Raw genomic sequence first — 17,300 nt, forward strand, 5'->3', positions numbered from 1 at the left:
TGACGGCGCAGCAGCAGGCCTTTGGCTTCCAGACTCTGGATCGCTTCGCGCAGCGATGGACGTGAGACATCAAACTGTTTGGCCAGTTCACGCTCGGGAAGCAGTTTTTCACCCGGCTGGAGCGTCCCTTCCATAATCAGGGATTCCAGCTGCTGCTCGATTGCATCGGAGAGCTTGGGTTGGCGAATTTTACTGTAGGCCATCATCCCTTCTTATGAGCCAAACGTCCGGAGTAAATTGGTAATACCAATTGAAAAATGGTGCCCGTAAAGTAACAAAGTATTCACCTTGTGTCTATATGGCCCCCCGCACACTTTCACCGCAGACACCGGTTACCGTGCGCTAACTTACCGGGATCTGGCAGAAAAGCGTCTCAGCGCGGCAAATGTTAACAGATTTCACTTTTACCAAACCTTACACTGCATTAGCGCGCATCAGGCTGCGTAGCCATAAGCGAATGCTATTCGTGTTTAAGCCTTATTCATGGCAGAAATAGCGCAAGGGAAGCGCAGAGGATGCTGCTGCTTTTTCAGCCATCTCTCAGCACAAAAAGCAAAAGCAGGTGCAAAGCGGCGCGCTTATCACTATTCTGGTCGCCAGGGTAGCTCAGGCTTGCACACAGCCCGCCGGATACCGTAAAGAAAAACGTACACAGATAGAACAGCCTTACAGTGCGCGCACTGCATGTGCACAATAACAACATCATGAGGTTTGTATGGAACAACAGCATGGCGAAACGCTGCATCGCGGCCTGAAAAATCGCCATATTCAGCTGATTGCGCTGGGCGGTGCCGTCGGTACCGGTCTGTTTCTGGGCAGCGCATCAGTGATTAAATCGGCCGGTCCGGCCGTGATTCTCGGCTATGCCATCGCCGGTTTTATTGCCTTCCTGATCATGCGCCAGCTCGGTGAAATGGTGGTGGAAGAGCCGGTGGCCGGCAGCTTTAGCCACTTCGCCTATAAATACTGGGGCAACTTTGCCGGCTTTGCCTCCGGCTGGAACTACTGGGTGCTGTATGTGCTGGTGGCGATGGCTGAACTCACCGCCGTCGGCAAATATATTCAGTTCTGGTGGCCGGAATTCCCCACCTGGGCCACTGCGGCTATCTTCTTTGTGGTGATCAACGCCATCAACCTGACCAACGTCAAAGTGTTCGGTGAGATGGAGTTCTGGTTCGCGATTATCAAAGTGGTGGCGGTCATCGGTATGATCCTGTTTGGCGGCTGGCTGCTGTTTAGCGGCAACGGCGGCCCACAGGCCAGCGTCAGCAACCTGTGGAACCAGGGCGGTTTCCTGCCGCACGGCGTTAGCGGGCTGGTAATGATGATGGCGATCATCATGTTCTCCTTCGGCGGCCTTGAACTGGTGGGTATCACCGCCGCAGAAGCCGACAATCCACAAGAGAGCATCCCTAAAGCCACCAACCAGGTGCTGTGGCGTATCCTGATTTTCTACATCGGCTCGCTGGCGGTGTTGCTCTCCCTGCTGCCATGGACGCGCGTCACCGAAGAGACCAGCCCGTTTGTACTGATTTTCCACGAACTGGGCGATGCACTGGTGGCGAATGCGCTCAACGTGGTGATCCTGACCGCCGCGCTGTCGGTGTATAACAGCTGCGTTTACTGTAATAGCCGCATGCTGTTCGGCCTCGCGCAGCAGGGTAACGCGCCAAAAGCGCTGCTGAAAGTGGATCGTCGTGGTGTGCCGGTGGCGACCATTCTGGTGTCGGCGGTAGCCACTGCGCTGTGCGTGTTGATTAACTATCTGATGCCGGGCGAAGCCTTCGGCCTGCTGATGTCGCTGGTGGTCTCCGCGCTGGTCATCAACTGGGCGATGATCAGTCTCGCGCACCTGAAATTCCGTAAGAAGAAAGATCAGCAGGGCGTGACCACCCGTTTCAAAGCGGTGCTGTATCCGCTGGGTAACTGGATCTGCCTGCTGTTCCTGGCGGCCATTCTGGTGATCATGCTAATGACGCCGGGCATGGCGATTTCAGTGTGGCTGATTCCGGTGTGGCTGCTGGTGCTGGCCGTGGGTTATACCGTTAAAAATCGGGTACAGAAAGCCTGATGCTTCACCGGGCCCGGCACGCTGCTGCCGGGCCGATCCGCTTCACACTTTTCCCCGCCCGCGTATTTTGTCCATCATCCTGACCGATTGTTCCCCACCAGGTTACTGATTTAACGCTGATAATTTTTGCTCCACTTGTCGCAGGAGACGACTGATGAAAGGAGCAGCCCTCTCGTTCAGAGAAAAACTGGGATACGGCATGGGTGACGCCGGATGCAACATGATCGGCGGTGCCATCATGCTGTTCCTCAACTACTTCTACACCGACGTATTTGGCCTCGCCCCGGCGCTGGTCGGCACGCTGTTACTGTCAGTACGGGTGCTGGATGCGGTGACCGACCCGATAATGGGCGCAATTGCCGACCGCACACAGAGCCGCTGGGGACGCTTTCGCCCATGGCTGCTGTGGATATCGCTGCCCTACGTGCTGTTCAGCGTGCTGATGTTTACCACCCCGGACTGGAGCTACGACAACAAGGTGATCTGGGCATTTGTCACCTATTTCCTGATGTCGCTGACCTACACCGCCATCAATATTCCTTACTGCTCGCTGGGCGGCGTCATCACTAACGATCCCGGTGAACGCGTCTCCTGCCAGTCATACCGCTTTGTCATGGTGGGCATCGCCACGCTGATCCTCTCGCTGTCGCTGCTGCCGATGGCCGAGTGGTTTGGCGGCGACAACAAAGCGCGCGGCTATCAGCTGGCAATGAGCGTGCTGGCGCTGATTGGCCTGGTGATGTTTCTGTTCTGTTTTGCCACGGTGCGCGAGCGTATTCGCCCGGCGGTACCGAGCAACGATGATCTGAAGAAAGATTTGCGCGATGTATGGAAGAACGATCAGTGGGTGCGCATTCTGCTGCTGACGTTCTGTAATGTCTGTCCCGGTTTTATTCGCATGGCCGCCACCATGTATTACGTCACCTGGGTGATGGGCCAGTCGACGCACTTTGCGACGCTGTTTATCAGCCTGGGCGTCATCGGCATGATGCTGGGCAGCACACTGGCGAAAGTCCTCACCGATCGCTGGTGCAAGCTCAAGGTGTTTTTCTGGACCAACATTGCGCTGGCGCTGTTCTCCAGCGGCTTTTACTGGATCGATCCGCACGCCACCGTCACCGTGGTGATCGCTTATTTCCTGCTGAACATCCTGCACCAAATCCCGTCGCCGCTGCACTGGTCACTGATGGCTGATGTCGATGACTACGGCGAATGGAAAACCGGTAAACGCATCACCGGGATCAGCTTCTCCGGCAACCTGTTTTTCCTCAAGGTCGGACTGGCGGTAGCGGGTGCCATGGTCGGGTTTTTATTGTCGATGTATGGCTATGACGCAGCGGCGAAACAGCAGTCTGCCAGCGCGCTTAACGGCATTGTGCTGCTGTTTACCCTGATCCCCGGCGTCGGCTATCTGATCACCGCCGGCGTAGTGCGCCTGCTGAAAGTGGACCGCGCGCTGATGCGCACCATCCAGCAGGATCTCGCGCTGCGTCGCGCCAACTTCCATGACCTGTCCGCCCCTGTTCGCCGCGCAACCTCACAACCAGGAGAAATTAAATGAGCTGGCCTAACCCGTTTATTACGCAACGTGCCGATCCGTTTATATTGCGCCACGGCGATGGCTACTATTTTATCGCTTCGGTGCCCGAGTACGATCGGCTGGAGCTGCGCTATGCCAGCACGCTTAACGGCCTGATTACCGCCCCGGCCACAACCGTGTGGCATAAACCGGACAGTGGTCCCTGCAGCGCCCTGATCTGGGCACCGGAACTGCACCTGATTAATGGCCAGTGGGTGATTTACTTTGCCGCCGCGCCGTCCCGCGAAATCAAAGAGGGGCTGTTTCAGCACCGTATGTACGCGCTGGTATGTGACGATGCCGATCCGCTCAGCGGTCACTGGCAGCCGTGCCGCCGCGTGCAAACCCACCTCGATACCTTCGCCCTTGACGCCACCCACTTCGTGCATCAGGGTAAAAACTGGTATCTGTGGGCGCAAAAAGACCCGGTCATTCCCGGTAACTCCAACCTGTATCTGGCGGAGTTACTGAATCCGTGGACGCTGAAAACCCAGCCGCTGATGCTCAGCCGGCCGGAGTATGAGTGGGAGTGTGCCGGCTTTAGCGTCAATGAGGGACCGGCGGTGATTCGCCATGGCGAGCGGCTGTTTGTCACCTACTCAGCCAGCGCCACAGACGAAAATTACTGCCTCGGCATACTGAGTATTGACGCGCAGGCCGATCCGCTCGACATCAGTGCATGGCACAAATCGGCGCGGCCGGTATTTGCCACCAGCTGGGATAATCACCAGTACGGTCCGGGGCATAACAGTTTTACCGTGGATGAAGCAGGACAGGATGTGCTGGTGTATCACGCGCGGAATTACACCGAAATTGAGGGCGATCCGCTGTGGGATCCCAACCGCCATACGCGGCTTAAATATTTTGCCTGGCGCGAAGACGGCACACCGGATTTCGGCGTGCCGCCTGCCGATCACACTAACGTGCCGTAGATGGTCAGCAGCGCCACTACCACGACCAGTACCAGCGAAACGCGTTTGGCCAGCGCCACGGCGACCCGTGGCGTTTCCACTTTATCCAGATGCGGATCGCGCGCCAGCGAGAACTGCGCCAGGCTGGTCAGCACCTGATACTGTGGACGATGCACATCGCTGAGCGCAGCAAACCATGCCGGCAGCGCACGCTCGCCGTGGCCGAGCAGCGCATAAGCCACACCGGCCAGCCGCACAGGAATCCAGTCCAGCACGTGCAGAATGCGATCGATGCCGGACTGTGCGCGTTCCAGCGGGGAACGGTGTTTTGCCAGCCAGCTCTGCCAGGCGCGCAGAAACGCATACCCCACCAGCAACACTGGCCCGTAAGGGCCACCGACCACAAACCAGAACAGCGGCGCAAGATAGAAGCGGAAATTAATCCAGATCAGCGCGTTTTGCAGCGCCTGCAGAAATTCGCGCTCGCTACAGTCAACCGGCACGCCGTGAATCAGCGTCAGCTCTGCCGCCATCGCCTGATGGGCCGCTTCATCATCGTGGCTCGCCGCTTTAAGATACTGGTGGTAATGCAACCGCACCGAGCCGGCACCAATGCACAGCAAACCGACCACAATCCAGAACAGCAGCTGCGCCACGCCAAACAGAATGCCCTTCAGGCTCCACACCACCACCCAGACCAGCAGCATGGCGATCACGGTCATCAGCAGCGTACGCAGCAACGAGAAGCGCTGGCGACCGCGAAACAGCGGCTCAAGCCTATGATCCAGCTGCCAGTGTTCACCTAATTTAAAAAGGCGTTCCCAACCCAAAACTAACAACAAACTAAACAACGTCATACCTGCTCCTGCGGTGTCAGGGGTGCTCCTGCCCGATAGCCTGTTTATAGCGTATCCAGTCAAATGCCGGACCGGGATCGGTCTTGCGTTCCGGCGCAACATCGCTGTGACCGGTGATACGCTGCGGCGTCAGCGGATAATGCTGCATCAGCAGGCGGGTAACCTGCTGCAGCGTAGCGTACTGGGCATCGGTGTAGGGCAGCGTATCAGTGCCTTCCAGCTCAATACCCATGGAAAAATCGTTGCAGTTTTCCCGTCCGGCAAACTGCGAAATGCCGGCGTGCCAGGCGCGCTGGTCAAAGGAAACATACTGTACCAGCTCACCGTCACGGCGAATCAGACAGTGCGCCGCCACGCGTAACTGGGCGATATCCGCAAAATAGGGATGCGCATCAGCCGGTAGCGTACCGGTGAACAGCCGGTCAATCCACGGACCGCCAAATTCGCCCGGCGGCAGACTGATGTTATGAATGATCAGCAGCGACGGCGCTTCGTTATCCGGCCGCGCATTGAAGTGCGGCGACGGCACCTTGCGTGCGCTCGTGATCCAGCCGTGTTCCAGTTTCATGCCTGTTATCCTGAACAAAATCTGGCTGAGAATACCATGATTCCACCTCACTGCTTGTGACTTAATGCGTTATGGCATCAGCAAGTTAAGGATACTAAACATTTCACCTGGCGTGTCTGGCAATAGCTGCAAAATCAGGCTAAGGTGAGCGCACGTAATCCGCAGGGTGGAGCCGCAAAATCATGGTGTCGCGTCGTTATAATCCCGAACATCGTCGTCAGGAACTGCTTAAACGTATTCAGCTGGATATCCCGGAAACCGTGGCGCGCGCGCTTCAGGAGGATTTAGGCGGTGACGTTGACGCGGACCGCGACATCACCGCCCAGCTGTTGCCGCAGGCGGCGCAGGCTGAAGCGCGCGTTATCACCCGCGAAGCCGGTGTTTTCTGTGGTAAACGCTGGGTGGAAGAGGTGTTTACCCAGCTGGGCAATAACGTTTCCATTACCTGGCACGTCGAAGACGGCCAACCGCTGGTGGCCGATCAGCTGCTGTTTGAATTACGGGGACCGGCGCGGTTGCTGCTGACGGCAGAACGCACCGCGTTAAACTTTGTGCAGACGCTCTCCGGCGTAGCGACAGCCGTGAACCGCTATGTGGCGCTCTTATCTGGCAGCAATACCCAGCTGCTGGATACGCGCAAAACCCTGCCTGGCCTGCGCACCGCGCTCAAGTATGCGGTGCTGTGCGGCGGCGGGCAGAATCATCGCCTGGGCCTGTCCGACGCTTTCCTGATTAAAGAAAACCACATCATTGCCAGCGGTTCGGTCAGTAAAGCGGTGGAGAAAGCCCTGTGGCTGCACCCGGATGTGCCGGTCGAGGTGGAAGTGGAAAGTCTCAGCGAACTGCAGCTGGCGCTGGCGTCCGGCGCCGACATCATCATGCTGGATAACTTCACGCTGGCGATGATGCAGCAGGCGGTTACGCTGACTGCGAAGCGCGCACTGCTGGAGGTGTCCGGCAACGTGACGGAGACGACGCTGCCGCAGATCGCCGCCACCGGAGTGGATTATGTCTCGGTGGGCGCGCTGACTAAGCACGTGCAGGCACTCGATCTGTCGATGCGTTTTCGCGAAGTCTGACGTCTGGCCATGCCGCCGGTGCTGGCGGCAGTTTGCGAGCCGGCTTCCATCATCATGTGGCTTCGCCTGTAACGCGCTACATTGTCTGCGCGCCCCTTTCCGGGATTGAAACGCGCCCCCTTCCGCTTTTGCCCGCCCTTTCTTACCGTTGCGGCTCCACAACAAGGAGCCTCATTATGGATAAACAACGCGGTTTTACCCTGATCGAGCTGATGATTGTTATCGGTATCGTCGCCATCCTCAGCGCCATTGGCCTGCCCGCTTACCAAAATTATCTGCAACGTGCCGCGCTGACCGACATGCTGCAAACCATGGTGCCCTATAAAACTGCCGTGGAGCTGTGCGCCATTGAGCGCGGCGGACCGGCGCAGTGTCAGGCCGGCGAGCGCGGTATTCCCGCCGCCAAAGGCTCACGCTATGTGGCGAACCTGAGCGTGGTCAATGGTGCCATTACGCTGACCGGCCAGGAGAGCCTGACGGGGTTAACCGTTGCAATGTTGCCGATATGGAATGCGGCGGAAGGCGCACTCAGCTGGCAACGCAGCTGCACCAGCGACAACACCAGCCTGCGCGACAGCTGTCTCGAGCAGTTCCGCTTTGCCGACAAGGAAGAAAACAATGGATAAGCCGGATAGCACCCTGCAGGCGCTGTGTGCCCGCTATCAGGCCGTGATACTGCATCATGACGCCACGCACTTGCGCGTGGCGGTCGCGGACGCGCCAGATCCGCTGTTGTTAGAGGCGCTGCAGTTTGCCAGCCAGTGCGCAGTCGAGGTTGAGTGCTGGCCCGCCGCACGGCTGGAGCAGCTGCTGCACCAGCCAGAAAGCAGTGCGGCACCGCGCGAACAGGCCAGCGCCGAGTCCGCCATTCACGCGGTGGATCAGATTCTGCGCCAGGCCATACAGCGACGCGCCTCCGATGTGCACTTTGAACCGCAGCGTCACGGGCTGCGCGTGCGGCTGCGGATTGACGGCGTGCTGCATCCGCTGCCGCAGTTACCGGATGCCCCACCCGCCGCCGTGCTGGCACGGTTGAAAATCCTCGGCGGTCTGGATATCGCGGAGCGTCGGCTGCCGCAGGATGGCCAGTTCAGTCTGGAGATGGATGACAAACCGGCGGCGTTCCGCCTGTCGACCCTGCCGGTCAGCCAGGGGGAAAAAGCGGTGGTGCGCCTGCTGCAAAGCGAAAACAGCGCCATTGCGCTCGATAAGCTGGGCATGCCGGTACCACAGCTGCGCCTGCTGAAAAACGCGCTGGCCAAACCGCAGGGGCTGATTCTGGTCACCGGCCCAACCGGCAGCGGTAAAACCTTTACGCTGTACAGCAGCCTGAGCGCCCTCAACGTGCCGGAGAAAAACGTCTGCAGCGTGGAGGACCCGCTGGAAATTCCGCTACAGGGGATTAACCAGACACAGGTACAGCCACGGAGCGGTCTCGATTTTAACCGCGTATTGCGCGCGCTGCTGCGGCAGGATCCGGACGTCATTATGATCGGCGAAATCCGTGATGCTGAAACCGCCAGCATCGCCGTAAAAGCGGCGCAGACCGGACACCTGGTGCTCTCAACCTTGCACACCAACTCGACGGCCGAAACCCTGACCCGCTTACGGCAGATGGACATTCCCGGCTATCTGCTTGGCCCGGCGTTACAGCTGGTGGTGGCGCAGCGGCTGGTGCGCCGTTTGTGCGTGCACTGCCGTCAGCCGGGCCAGGCGATTGCCCATCTGCCGGGCGACATGTGGCCCGGCACGCTGCAAACCTGGCGTGCCCCCGGCTGCGATCACTGCTTCTCTGGTTATTACGGCCGCCTGGCGCTGTTTGAAATCCTGCCGATGAGCAGCAGATTGCAGAACGCCATCTCGGCTGATATGCCGCTGGAGCACCTGCTGACGCTGGCCGCGGAGCAGGGAATGAAAACGCTGCTGACCGCCGGGCTGGAGGCGGTGAGCCGCGGCGACACCTCTTTCGAGGAGATGCAGCGCGTGGTGGGCCTTGGCAATGGCTAATCGCTACCAGTTTCACTGGCAGGCACTGGACAGCATGGGCCTGCTGCAGGAGGGCGAGTCGCTGCAGCCCACGCAGGATGCCCTGCTCGGCCAGCTGGGCGATCGCGGCATGCTGGTGGTGAGCTGGCAGCGCGGGAAATGCTGGCGCGCGCGCGACTGGAAGTGGCAGCAGAAAATTGACCTGATGCGCCAGCTGGCGACGTTGCTGAAAGCCGGGCTGCCGCTGGCGGAGAGTCTGACATTGCTGGCCAGCGGCCATCCCCATGCAGGCTGGCGCGTGCTGCTGAGCCTTCTGCAACAGCGGGTCATGGCCGGAGAGCCGTTTTCTCAGGCGCTGCGCGCCTGGCCGGATATCTTCCCGCCGCTGTTTCCGGCACTGATGCAGGTGGGTGAGCTGACCGGGCAACTGGACGAGTGCTGCCGCCAGCTGGCACTACAGCAGAGCAGGCAACAGTTTCTGCGCCAGAAGGTAGTGAAAGCGTTGCGCTATCCGCTGTTCATCCTACTGGTGGCGCTGGCGGTCAGCGCCGGGATGCTGCTGTTTGTACTGCCGGAATTTGTTGCGGTGTACGCCAGTTTTGACGCACCGCTGCCGGCCTTTACCGCCGGCGTGATGGCGCTGTCGGCGCTGTTGCAGCAGGCGGCGCTGCCGCTGCTGTTGTGCGGTGTGGCGTCCGGGTGGCTGGCGCGTCTGACCTACCGACGATCCGTTGCGTGGCAAAAGCGCTGCCAGCAGTGGCTGCTGCGGCTTCCGCTGCTGGCCCCGTTGTGGCGCGGCGGTCAGCTCAGCCAGATATATGCGATTCTGCAACTGACGCAGCAGGCCGGACTGACGCTGCTGCAAAGCCTGCAGGCGGTGGAAGTGACGCTGGCCGCGCGACTGTGGCGCGATGCCATCGTGGCATTACAGCAGCATATTGCCGCTGGCGCACCGCTGCATCAGGCGCTACAGGGACATCCGCTGTTTACGCCGCTGTGCGCTCAGCTGATCCGCGTCGGTGAAGAGGCCGGTGCGCTGGATGTGATGCTGGCGCGGCTGGCGGAGTGGCACGAAGCGCAAACGCTGACGCGCGCAGACAGCCTCGCCGCTTCGCTGGAGCCATTAATGATGGTGGTGATTGGCGGCATTGTCGGCACGCTGGTGATTGCCATGTATCTGCCGGTATTTGGTCTGGGAGACGCCATACGTTAAACGGGCGCACGCGGCGCCCGTTGCGGCACATCAGCGGTTAAAGACGCGGTTTTCCTGCTCTGCCACACGAATAAAGGTGGTGCGTTTGGTCAGCTCTTTCAGGCGCTCTGCGCCGACGTAAGTACAGGCCGAACGCAGCCCGCCGAGGATATCCTTCACCGTCTCCGCGACCGGTCCACGCAGCGGCAGACGAACGGTTTTACCTTCTGCGGCGCGGTAGCCCGCCACACCGCCTACATGACGTTTCATCGCGGATTCGGAGCTCATGCCGTAGAACAGCATGAACTGCTCGCCCTGCTCTTCAACAAGAGTGCCTTCGCACTCATCGTGTGCCGCCAGCATGCCGCCGAGCATCACGAAGTCAGCGCCGCCGCCGAACGCCTTGGCGATATCGCCCGGCACGGCGCAACCGCCGTCACTGACAATCTGCCCACCGAGGCCGTGCGCCGCATCAGCACACTCAATCACCGCAGAGAGTTGCGGATAGCCAACGCCGGTTTTGACGCGCGTGGTGCAGACCGATCCCGGGCCGATTCCCACCTTCACAATGTCGGCACCGGACAGAATCAGCTCTTCGACCATTTCACCGGTCACCACATTCCCGGCACAAATGGTTTTCCCCGGGAAGCTTTCCCGCGCGCGCTGCAGGAAGGCAACAAAGTGCTCGGAGTAGCCGTTTGCCACATCAATACAGATAAAATTGAGCTGGGGCGACAGCGCGAGGATCGCGCTTAACTTTGTGAAATCTGCTTCTGAGGTCCCGGTGGAGACCATCACGTGGCTGAGCACTGTAGCCGGTACGCGCTGGATAAAGGTCTGCCACGCTTCAACACTGTAGTGCTTGTGAACGGCGGTCAGCACGTTAAAGCCTGCCAGCGCTTCGGCCATGGTAAAGGTGCCGACGGTATCCATGTTGGCGGCAATCACCGGAACGCCGGACCAGGCGAGGCCTGAATGTTTGAAGGTGAACGTGCGTTCCAGCTCAACCTCGGAACGGCTTTTCAGCGTGGAGCGTTTCGGGCGGATCAATACATCTTTAAAGCCCAGTTTTACATCTTCTTCGATACGCATAGCAGAGTGTCCTGGTTAGTGACGACGAACCGCAGTTCGGGTAGCGCTCACGGCTCCAGTGTCGTTATCATACGCGCCATTCGTTCCGCGACAAGACTGCGAATTTCACTTTATTTAAGCTACAATCCGTTAAATTTAGCTGAGAAAACCGATTGTGATCGGGCTCTCATCACGCTGCGGCAGATGAGAAAAATGTTGAGAGAACGCTATGCCTTTTACCGTTGCACTGACCGGCGGCATTGGTAGTGGTAAAAGCACCATTGCTGATGCTTTTGCCGCGCTGAACGTCGACATCATAGATGCCGATGTGATTGCCCGCGAGGTGGTTGAACCGGGCACACCTGCGCTCAGTGCGATTGTGAAACGCCACGGAGAATCGATTCTGACCGCAGAAGGCACGCTTTATCGCGCGCGTTTGCGGGAAATTATTTTCCAGCAGCCGCAAGAGAAAAACTGGCTCAATCAACTGTTGCATCCGCTGATTAACGCCCGTACCCAGCAGCTGAAGGCGCAGGCAGCTTCGCCTTACGTCATGTGGGTAGTGCCGCTGCTGGTAGAAAATGGTCTGCAGCATCAGGCTGACCGGGTATTAGTCGTGGATGTCGATGAGGCCACGCAGCTGCAGCGCACCCGCCAGCGTGATGGTATCTCTCTCAGCCAGGCGCAACGGATTCTTGCCGCGCAGGCCAGCCGTCAGCAGCGTTTAGCCTGCGCGGATGACATCATTGATAACAGCGGCACGCCGGAACAGGCTTTGTCGCGCGTTGCTGAACTTCACCAGCGCTATTTACGCCTGGCAGCAACCGGACGGGATTAATATCATGAGCACAGTGGTTCTGTTTGAACACCCATTGAATGAGAAAATGCGCACCTGGCTGCGCGTGGAGTTTTTGATTAACCAGCTGGACGAAACGCTGCCGGTCAACAGCTCGGTTGCCGCACTGGGTGTATTTCGTATTATTGGCGACTTGCTGGATATCTTCGAACGCGGCGATATGCGCACCGAGCTGTTAAAAGAGCTGGAGCGTCAGCAGCAAAAACTGCGTGCCTGGCTGGATGTGCCGGGTGTCGATGAACACACCGTCAGCCAGCTGCGCGAACAGCTAAAGCAGCAGTCCAGCGAGCTGATGGCCGCGCCGCGCATGGGTCAGCAGCTGCGCGAAGACCGGCTGATTGCCTCCGTACGTCAGCGCCTGAGCATTCCCGGCGGCTGCTGCAGTTTTGATCTGCCGGGTTTACACATCTGGCTGCACCAGCCACAGGCGCTGCGCGATACCCTGGTGAATAGCTGGCTGGCCTCGCTCGATCCGCTGCGCAACAGCCTGACGATGATCCTCAACCTGATTCGTCAGTCAGGCGTGTTTCGCCATCAGACCAGCCTCAACGGCTTTTATCAGGATAACGCCGAAGGGTCCGACCTGCTGCGCCTGCAGCTGACGCTGGAAGATGCGCTCTATCCGCAGGTCTCTGGTCATAAAAGCCGCTATGCCATCCGCTTTTTACCGCTCGATAGCGAACGCGGCGAAGTACCGGCGCGACTGAATTTTGAATTAGCCTGTTGTTAGAGGATGTTATGCAGGAAGAGATGATTACCGTACCTTGCCCCAACTGCGGTAAAGCCGTGATGTGGGATGAACTCAGCCCGTGGCGCCCGTTTTGCAGCAAACGCTGTCAGTTGATCGATCTGGGTGAGTGGGCCGCTGAAGAGAAACGCATTCCCAGCAGCGGAGACATGACGGAGAGTGACGACTGGAGTGAAGAGCAGCCGTAATCGGCAGGGGCACGCAGCCCCTGAGTTTAAATCTCGCCCGCCACTAAGCGGGCAATCAGGGCGTGGTTGGCAGGTGGAAATTCATCGGCCAGCAAATCACGCTGCTCGACCCAACGCTGCGGCTGACCTTCGCGTCCCCACGGCTCACCCTGCCAGCCCTCCACCAGGAAGAAATGCAGCGTAACACGCAGGTCATCGTAACTGTGGTCGGCCTGACCAATCGCTTTCGCCGCCGTCACTTCAATACCGGTTTCTTCCATCAGCTCACGTTTTAACGCCTGTTCTGCGCTTTCGTGCTGTTCAATTTTTCCGCCCGGGAACTCCCATTTGTTGGCCATGTGGGAGCTTGCTGCGCGCTGGGCAAGAAAGATCTGACGACTGGCATTGCGAATGATGCCCACCGCAACCTGCAGGTGTTTCATAAGCTGGATTCCGCTTGTAGTGAGTGAGCGCTGATTTTAAAGCAGACGCCGGACGATGTTAACTGCTGTCGGCTTCACCGCGATCCTGTCGCACAGATTCCAGTTATTAAGACAGGTCGTAATGATCGCACGGCGCCATGTTGGGAATACTCGCAGCCACTTTACTCTAGCCAGGCCGACTACACATGGAACGCAAACTAACAACGTTTCTGGCGCAAGACGCACAGAAACAGATGAATACCTTACGCCATTTGGTTTTTCACGACATCCTGACGCTCGACAGCGCGCAAAACACTTTAACCTGGTGGCCAGAACAGAAGACCATCCCGCTTAATGAAGCGCAGAAGCGCTTCTTCTCCTGCCTGCTGCTGCGCATCACCTCGAAACGGCAGATCATCGCCACAGTATGGAATGAGAGCTATCCGGGGATCAGCGATAACAACTATCACCAGCTGCTGTTTCAGAGCCGGGCGTTGCTGAAACGCTATGGTTTGCCGGATGGGCTGCTGGTTACGCTGCCCTACCATGGCGTGCGGCTGAATGAGGAGAAGCTGATGGCGATTACCCGCTAATCAGCCAAAGAAAAAGGAGCCCGCGGGCTCCTTTTTGTTATCAGGCCAGACGACCGTGACACTGTTTGTATTTTTTACCTGAGCCGCATGGGCACGGATCGTTACGTCCCACTTTTCGCTCACCGCCCTGTGCCGCCAGTGCAGCGGCCGCTGCGGTGTCGTCATCGACGTGACTGAGCTGCTGCTGCTGTGCCAGGCGCTCTGCTTCTTCACGACGCTGCTGCTCCATCGCTTCCACTTCTTCCGGCATCCGCACCTGCACTTTGCTCAGGGTGCTGATCACTTCGTACTTCAGCGACTCCAGCATCGCGGCAAACATGGCGAAAGATTCACGTTTGTACTCCTGCTTCGGATCCTTCTGCGCATAGCCACGCAGATGGATACCCTGACGCAGATAGTCCATCGCCGCCAGATGCTCTTTCCACAGCGAGTCGAGCGTTTGCAGCATCACGCCTTTTTCGAAGTTGCGCATCATTTCTGCGCCGACCACTTCTTCTTTCGCCGCATAGTTTTCGCTGGCGCGGCTCATGATGCGCTCACGCAGCGTCTCTTCATGCAGATCCGGCTCTTTATCCAGCCACTCAGCAATCGGCAGATCCAGATCGAAATCATTGCGCAGACGCTCTTCCAGTCCCGGAACATCCCACATCTCTTCCAGCGACTGCGGCGGAATGTAAGTGTCGATAGTGGCTTTGAACACATCTTCGCGGATGCTGTTGATGGTGTCCGAAACGTCAGAGACATCCAGCAGTTCGTTACGCTGGCTGTAAATGGCGCGGCGCTGATCGTTAGCGACGTCATCGTATTCCAGCAGCTGTTTACGGATATCGAAGTTGCGGCTTTCCACTTTGCGCTGCGCATTAGCAATTGCTTTGGTTACCCACGGATGCTCAATCGCTTCACCCGGCTTCATACCCAGCTTACGCATCATGTTGGACACACGATCGGAGGCAAAAATACGCATCAGCGCATCTTCCATCGACAGATAGAAGCGCGAAGAACCGGCGTCACCCTGACGGCCCGCACGGCCGCGCAGCTGGTTATCGATACGGCGTGATTCGTGGCGTTCGGTACCGATAATGTGCAGACCGCCTGCCGCCAGCACCGCATCATGGCGCAGTTTCCACGCCGCCTTGATGACTTCAATCTGCTCTTCCGTCGGGTTTTCCAGCGCGGCCACTTCCGCCTGCCAGCTACCGCCGAGCATGATGTCCGTACCACGACCGGCCATGTTGGTCGCGATGGTTACCGCGGCTGGCTGACCTGCCTGCGCCACGATATCCGCTTCGCTGGCGTGGAATTTGGCGTTCAGTACGCTGTGCTTGATACCCGCGCGCGTCAGCTCCTGGGATACCACTTCCGATTTTTCAATCGAGATGGTGCCCACCAGTACCGGCTGCCCGTTAGCCGTACAGGTACGAATATCTTCAATAATGGCGTCAATCTTCTCTTTCTCGGTCATGTAGACCAGATCGGCCATATCTTTACGCACCATCGGACGGTTGGTCGGCACCACGATGGTATCGAGCTTGTAGATGGAGCTGAATTCAAACGCTTCAGTATCAGCGGTACCGGTCATACCGGCCAGTTTCTCGTAGATACGGAAGTAGTTCTGGAAGGTGATGGAAGCCAGCGTCTGGTTTTCATTCTGGATCTCCACACCCTCTTTGGCTTCGACCGCCTGGTGCAGGCCATCAGACCAGCGACGTCCCTGCATGGTACGACCGGTGTGTTCATCAACGATGATCACCTCGCCGTCCTTCACGATGTAGTCAACGTCGCGGGTGAACAGTGCATGGGCGCGCAGTGCTGCCGTCACGTGGTGCATCAGCATGATGTTGGTCGGCGAGTAGAGTGATTCGCCCTCATCCATGATGCCCTGACTGACCAGCAGCTCTTCCACTTTCACCAGACCGCGTTCGGTCATGTGCGCCTGACGGGCTTTTTCATCTACCCAGAAGTCACCTTCGCCCTGGAAGTTATCCGAGTCTTCTTTTTCCTGGCGCACCAGGTGTGGGATGATTTTGTTAACCTTGATGTAGAGATCGGAGCTGTCTTCGGCCGGACCCGAGATAATCAGCGGCGTACGCGCTTCATCGATCAGGATCGAGTCCACCTCATCCACCAGCGCATAGTGCAGTTTACGCTGTACGCGCTCTTCCGGACTGAAGGCCATGTTGTCGCGCAGATAATCGAAGCCGTATTCGTTGTTGGTGCCGTAGGTGATATCGGCTGCATAGGCAGCGCGCTTAGCCACTGCCGGCATGCCCGGCAGGTTGATACCGACTGTCAGACCAAGGAACTCAAACAGCGGACGGTTGTTTTCGGCGTCACGCTGCGCCAGATAGTCGTTGACGGTCACAACGTGCACGCCCTTGCCGCTCAGCGCGTTCAGGTAGGCTGGCAGCGTCGCAGTCAGGGTTTTACCCTCACCGGTACGCATCTCCGCGATGCAGCGTTCGTTGAGCACCATGCCGCCGATCAGCTGCACGTCAAAGTGGCGCATGCCAAACACGCGCTTACTGGCTTCACGCACGGTGGCGAAGGCTTCGGGAATCAGGCTCTCCAGCGTTTCACCTTTTTTCAGGCGCTCGCGGAATTGATCGGTTTTCGCTTTCAGTTCGTCGTCAGACAGTTTGACGAACTCCGGCTCCATCTTGTTGATGACATCGACCACTTTACGCATGCGGCGCAGAGTACGATCATTGCTGCTACCAAAAACTTTCGTTAACAATTTGATTAACATAATAAATTTATCTCAATTCAGCCGTAACAATACGGGCTGCAAAGGCAAAAAACAGAAACAGGAAAATAACGTTAGCTTTGAGCAATGAAAGGTCCGGCGCGGATGCCATGAATAGCAGCCTGCCAGTCAGCAGAAGAGTGAACGTTGGGCGAAACATGATGCGCTCGCGACGGCGGTGCCATCGTGGCTAAAGGTTGCGCGGGTGAAGTCAGCAGCGCCTGCAGCGAGTCAATCAGAGCCAGCTTTTGCGCCGCCAGCGGCAATGCATGTTCCGCTTCCGCTGTTGCGGGCGGCGTCATGCTGAATGAGAGATGGCGAATGACGGTGCGGATGGCGTGCTGATGCCAGTAATCAACGTTGAAACTGGGACGGCGCGCGCTTTCCTGCAGGCGAATCAGGTGATCAAACCGCACCACCTTGCCGGTAAACAGGCTGCTGACCGGCGAATCGCTGC

At 58.2% G+C, this 17,300-nt stretch carries 18 protein-coding genes; 11 read left to right on the forward strand and 7 right to left on the reverse strand.

The genetic code is table 11. The annotated features are described in order from the left end of the window. A partial coding sequence (locus ERD80_RS11285) for a GntR family transcriptional regulator (protein WP_136546959.1) occupies positions 1-203 on the reverse strand: 203 nt, incomplete at its 3' end. Positions 204-715: 512 nt separating this feature from the next. Between ERD80_RS11285 and aroP the strand changes: the two genes are divergently transcribed. The 3 genes from aroP to ERD80_RS11300 all read left to right on the forward strand — a co-directional run bounded on the left by aroP (position 716) and on the right by ERD80_RS11300 (position 4,582). Continuing rightward, entirely contained in the window at positions 716-2,071 is a 1,356-nt protein-coding gene (gene aroP, locus ERD80_RS11290) for an aromatic amino acid transporter AroP (protein ID WP_021507540.1), read from the forward strand. Between the two features lie 154 nt (positions 2,072-2,225). Continuing rightward, entirely contained in the window at positions 2,226-3,632 is a 1,407-nt protein-coding gene (locus tag ERD80_RS11295; protein ID WP_031279699.1) for an MFS transporter, read from the forward strand. Then, entirely contained in the window at positions 3,629-4,582 is a 954-nt protein-coding gene (locus ERD80_RS11300; RefSeq protein WP_136546961.1) for a family 43 glycosylhydrolase, read from the forward strand. Before ERD80_RS11295 ends, ERD80_RS11300 begins: the two co-directional genes overlap by 4 nt. On the opposite strand, the gene ampE is transcribed toward ERD80_RS11300, so the two are convergent. Next, complete coding sequence (gene ampE, locus ERD80_RS11305; protein WP_058780446.1) at positions 4,564-5,418, reverse strand: beta-lactamase regulator AmpE; 855 nt, start codon at positions 5,416-5,418, stop codon at positions 4,564-4,566. The genes ERD80_RS11300 and ampE overlap by 19 nt on opposite strands. A gap of 16 nt (positions 5,419-5,434) precedes the next feature. Next, entirely contained in the window at positions 5,435-5,986 is a 552-nt protein-coding gene (ampD, locus tag ERD80_RS11310) for a 1,6-anhydro-N-acetylmuramyl-L-alanine amidase AmpD (RefSeq protein WP_010618114.1), read from the reverse strand. 182 nt (positions 5,987-6,168) lie between these two features. Here ampD and nadC point away from each other — a divergent pair, with 182 nt between their 5' ends. From nadC to hofC, 4 genes are all read left to right on the forward strand, one after another. Beyond that, positions 6,169-7,065: a carboxylating nicotinate-nucleotide diphosphorylase gene (gene nadC / locus ERD80_RS11315; protein ID WP_059010285.1), complete on the forward strand. Its 897-nt coding sequence runs from the start codon at positions 6,169-6,171 to the stop codon at positions 7,063-7,065. Positions 7,066-7,241: 176 nt separating this feature from the next. Next, on the forward strand, positions 7,242-7,691 hold the full coding sequence (gene ppdD, locus ERD80_RS11320) for a prepilin peptidase-dependent pilin (RefSeq protein WP_058759497.1): 450 nt from the start codon (positions 7,242-7,244) through the stop codon (positions 7,689-7,691). Further along, positions 7,684-9,072 carry a type II secretion system protein GspE gene (gene gspE, locus ERD80_RS11325; RefSeq protein WP_058770613.1) on the forward strand — a complete coding sequence of 463 codons (1,389 nt, stop codon included), beginning with the start codon at positions 7,684-7,686 and terminating at the stop codon, positions 9,070-9,072. Before ppdD ends, gspE begins: the two co-directional genes overlap by 8 nt. Continuing rightward, positions 9,065-10,264 carry a protein transport protein HofC gene (gene hofC, locus ERD80_RS11330; protein ID WP_021507547.1) on the forward strand — a complete coding sequence of 400 codons (1,200 nt, stop codon included), beginning with the start codon at positions 9,065-9,067 and terminating at the stop codon, positions 10,262-10,264. Before gspE ends, hofC begins: the two co-directional genes overlap by 8 nt. A gap of 30 nt (positions 10,265-10,294) precedes the next feature. Here the strand turns inward: hofC and ERD80_RS11335 are convergent, their stop codons facing one another. Next, complete coding sequence (locus ERD80_RS11335; RefSeq protein WP_021507548.1) at positions 10,295-11,335, reverse strand: GMP reductase; 1,041 nt, start codon at positions 11,333-11,335, stop codon at positions 10,295-10,297. A gap of 208 nt (positions 11,336-11,543) precedes the next feature. Here ERD80_RS11335 and coaE point away from each other — a divergent pair, with 208 nt between their 5' ends. From coaE to yacG, 3 genes are read left to right on the forward strand one after another with little or no spacing between them, the layout of a single operon-like run. Then, entirely contained in the window at positions 11,544-12,152 is a 609-nt protein-coding gene (gene coaE / locus ERD80_RS11340) for a dephospho-CoA kinase (protein WP_136546962.1), read from the forward strand. Positions 12,153-12,156: 4 nt separating this feature from the next. Then, on the forward strand, positions 12,157-12,900 hold the full coding sequence (gene zapD, locus ERD80_RS11345; protein WP_031279701.1) for a cell division protein ZapD: 744 nt from the start codon (positions 12,157-12,159) through the stop codon (positions 12,898-12,900). An 8-nt stretch (positions 12,901-12,908) separates the two neighbouring features. Further along, entirely contained in the window at positions 12,909-13,106 is a 198-nt protein-coding gene (gene yacG, locus ERD80_RS11350) for a DNA gyrase inhibitor YacG (RefSeq protein WP_058770616.1), read from the forward strand. A gap of 26 nt (positions 13,107-13,132) precedes the next feature. Here the strand turns inward: yacG and mutT are convergent, their stop codons facing one another. Beyond that, complete coding sequence (gene mutT, locus ERD80_RS11355; protein WP_058774821.1) at positions 13,133-13,528, reverse strand: 8-oxo-dGTP diphosphatase MutT; 396 nt, start codon at positions 13,526-13,528, stop codon at positions 13,133-13,135. Positions 13,529-13,713: 185 nt separating this feature from the next. Here mutT and ERD80_RS11360 point away from each other — a divergent pair, with 185 nt between their 5' ends. Continuing rightward, complete coding sequence (locus tag ERD80_RS11360; protein ID WP_021507552.1) at positions 13,714-14,100, forward strand: transcriptional regulator; 387 nt, start codon at positions 13,714-13,716, stop codon at positions 14,098-14,100. A 40-nt stretch (positions 14,101-14,140) separates the two neighbouring features. On the opposite strand, the gene secA is transcribed toward ERD80_RS11360, so the two are convergent. Then, the gene (secA, locus tag ERD80_RS11365; RefSeq protein WP_058780441.1) at positions 14,141-16,846 is read right to left on the reverse strand and encodes a preprotein translocase subunit SecA; all 2,706 of its coding nucleotides are present in this window, start codon (positions 16,844-16,846) and stop codon (positions 14,141-14,143) included. A gap of 71 nt (positions 16,847-16,917) precedes the next feature. Next, a partial coding sequence (secM, locus tag ERD80_RS11370) for a secA translation cis-regulator SecM (RefSeq protein WP_136546964.1) occupies positions 16,918-17,300 on the reverse strand: 383 nt, incomplete at its 5' end.

This window comes from Pantoea sp. R102, from assembly GCF_004916815.1.
GTDB lineage: Bacteria > Pseudomonadota > Gammaproteobacteria > Enterobacterales > Enterobacteriaceae > Pantoea > Pantoea dispersa.

Coding starts and splice junctions, on each gene's coding strand:
- aroP (WP_021507540.1), top strand. CDS start 716: ATGGAACAACAGCATGGCGAAACGCTGCATCGCGGCCTGAAAAATCGC.
- ERD80_RS11295 (WP_031279699.1), top strand. CDS start 2,226: ATGAAAGGAGCAGCCCTCTCGTTCAGAGAAAAACTGGGATACGGCATG.
- ERD80_RS11300 (WP_136546961.1), top strand. CDS start 3,629: ATGAGCTGGCCTAACCCGTTTATTACGCAACGTGCCGATCCGTTTATA.
- ampE (WP_058780446.1), bottom strand. CDS start 5,418: ATGACGTTGTTTAGTTTGTTGTTAGTTTTGGGTTGGGAACGCCTTTTT.
- ampD (WP_010618114.1), bottom strand. CDS start 5,986: ATGAAACTGGAACACGGCTGGATCACGAGCGCACGCAAGGTGCCGTCG.
- nadC (WP_059010285.1), top strand. CDS start 6,169: ATGGTGTCGCGTCGTTATAATCCCGAACATCGTCGTCAGGAACTGCTT.
- ppdD (WP_058759497.1), top strand. CDS start 7,242: ATGGATAAACAACGCGGTTTTACCCTGATCGAGCTGATGATTGTTATC.
- gspE (WP_058770613.1), top strand. CDS start 7,684: ATGGATAAGCCGGATAGCACCCTGCAGGCGCTGTGTGCCCGCTATCAG.
- hofC (WP_021507547.1), top strand. CDS start 9,065: ATGGCTAATCGCTACCAGTTTCACTGGCAGGCACTGGACAGCATGGGC.
- ERD80_RS11335 (WP_021507548.1), bottom strand. CDS start 11,335: ATGCGTATCGAAGAAGATGTAAAACTGGGCTTTAAAGATGTATTGATC.
- coaE (WP_136546962.1), top strand. CDS start 11,544: ATGCCTTTTACCGTTGCACTGACCGGCGGCATTGGTAGTGGTAAAAGC.
- zapD (WP_031279701.1), top strand. CDS start 12,157: ATGAGCACAGTGGTTCTGTTTGAACACCCATTGAATGAGAAAATGCGC.
- yacG (WP_058770616.1), top strand. CDS start 12,909: ATGCAGGAAGAGATGATTACCGTACCTTGCCCCAACTGCGGTAAAGCC.
- mutT (WP_058774821.1), bottom strand. CDS start 13,528: ATGAAACACCTGCAGGTTGCGGTGGGCATCATTCGCAATGCCAGTCGT.
- ERD80_RS11360 (WP_021507552.1), top strand. CDS start 13,714: ATGGAACGCAAACTAACAACGTTTCTGGCGCAAGACGCACAGAAACAG.
- secA (WP_058780441.1), bottom strand. CDS start 16,846: ATGTTAATCAAATTGTTAACGAAAGTTTTTGGTAGCAGCAATGATCGT.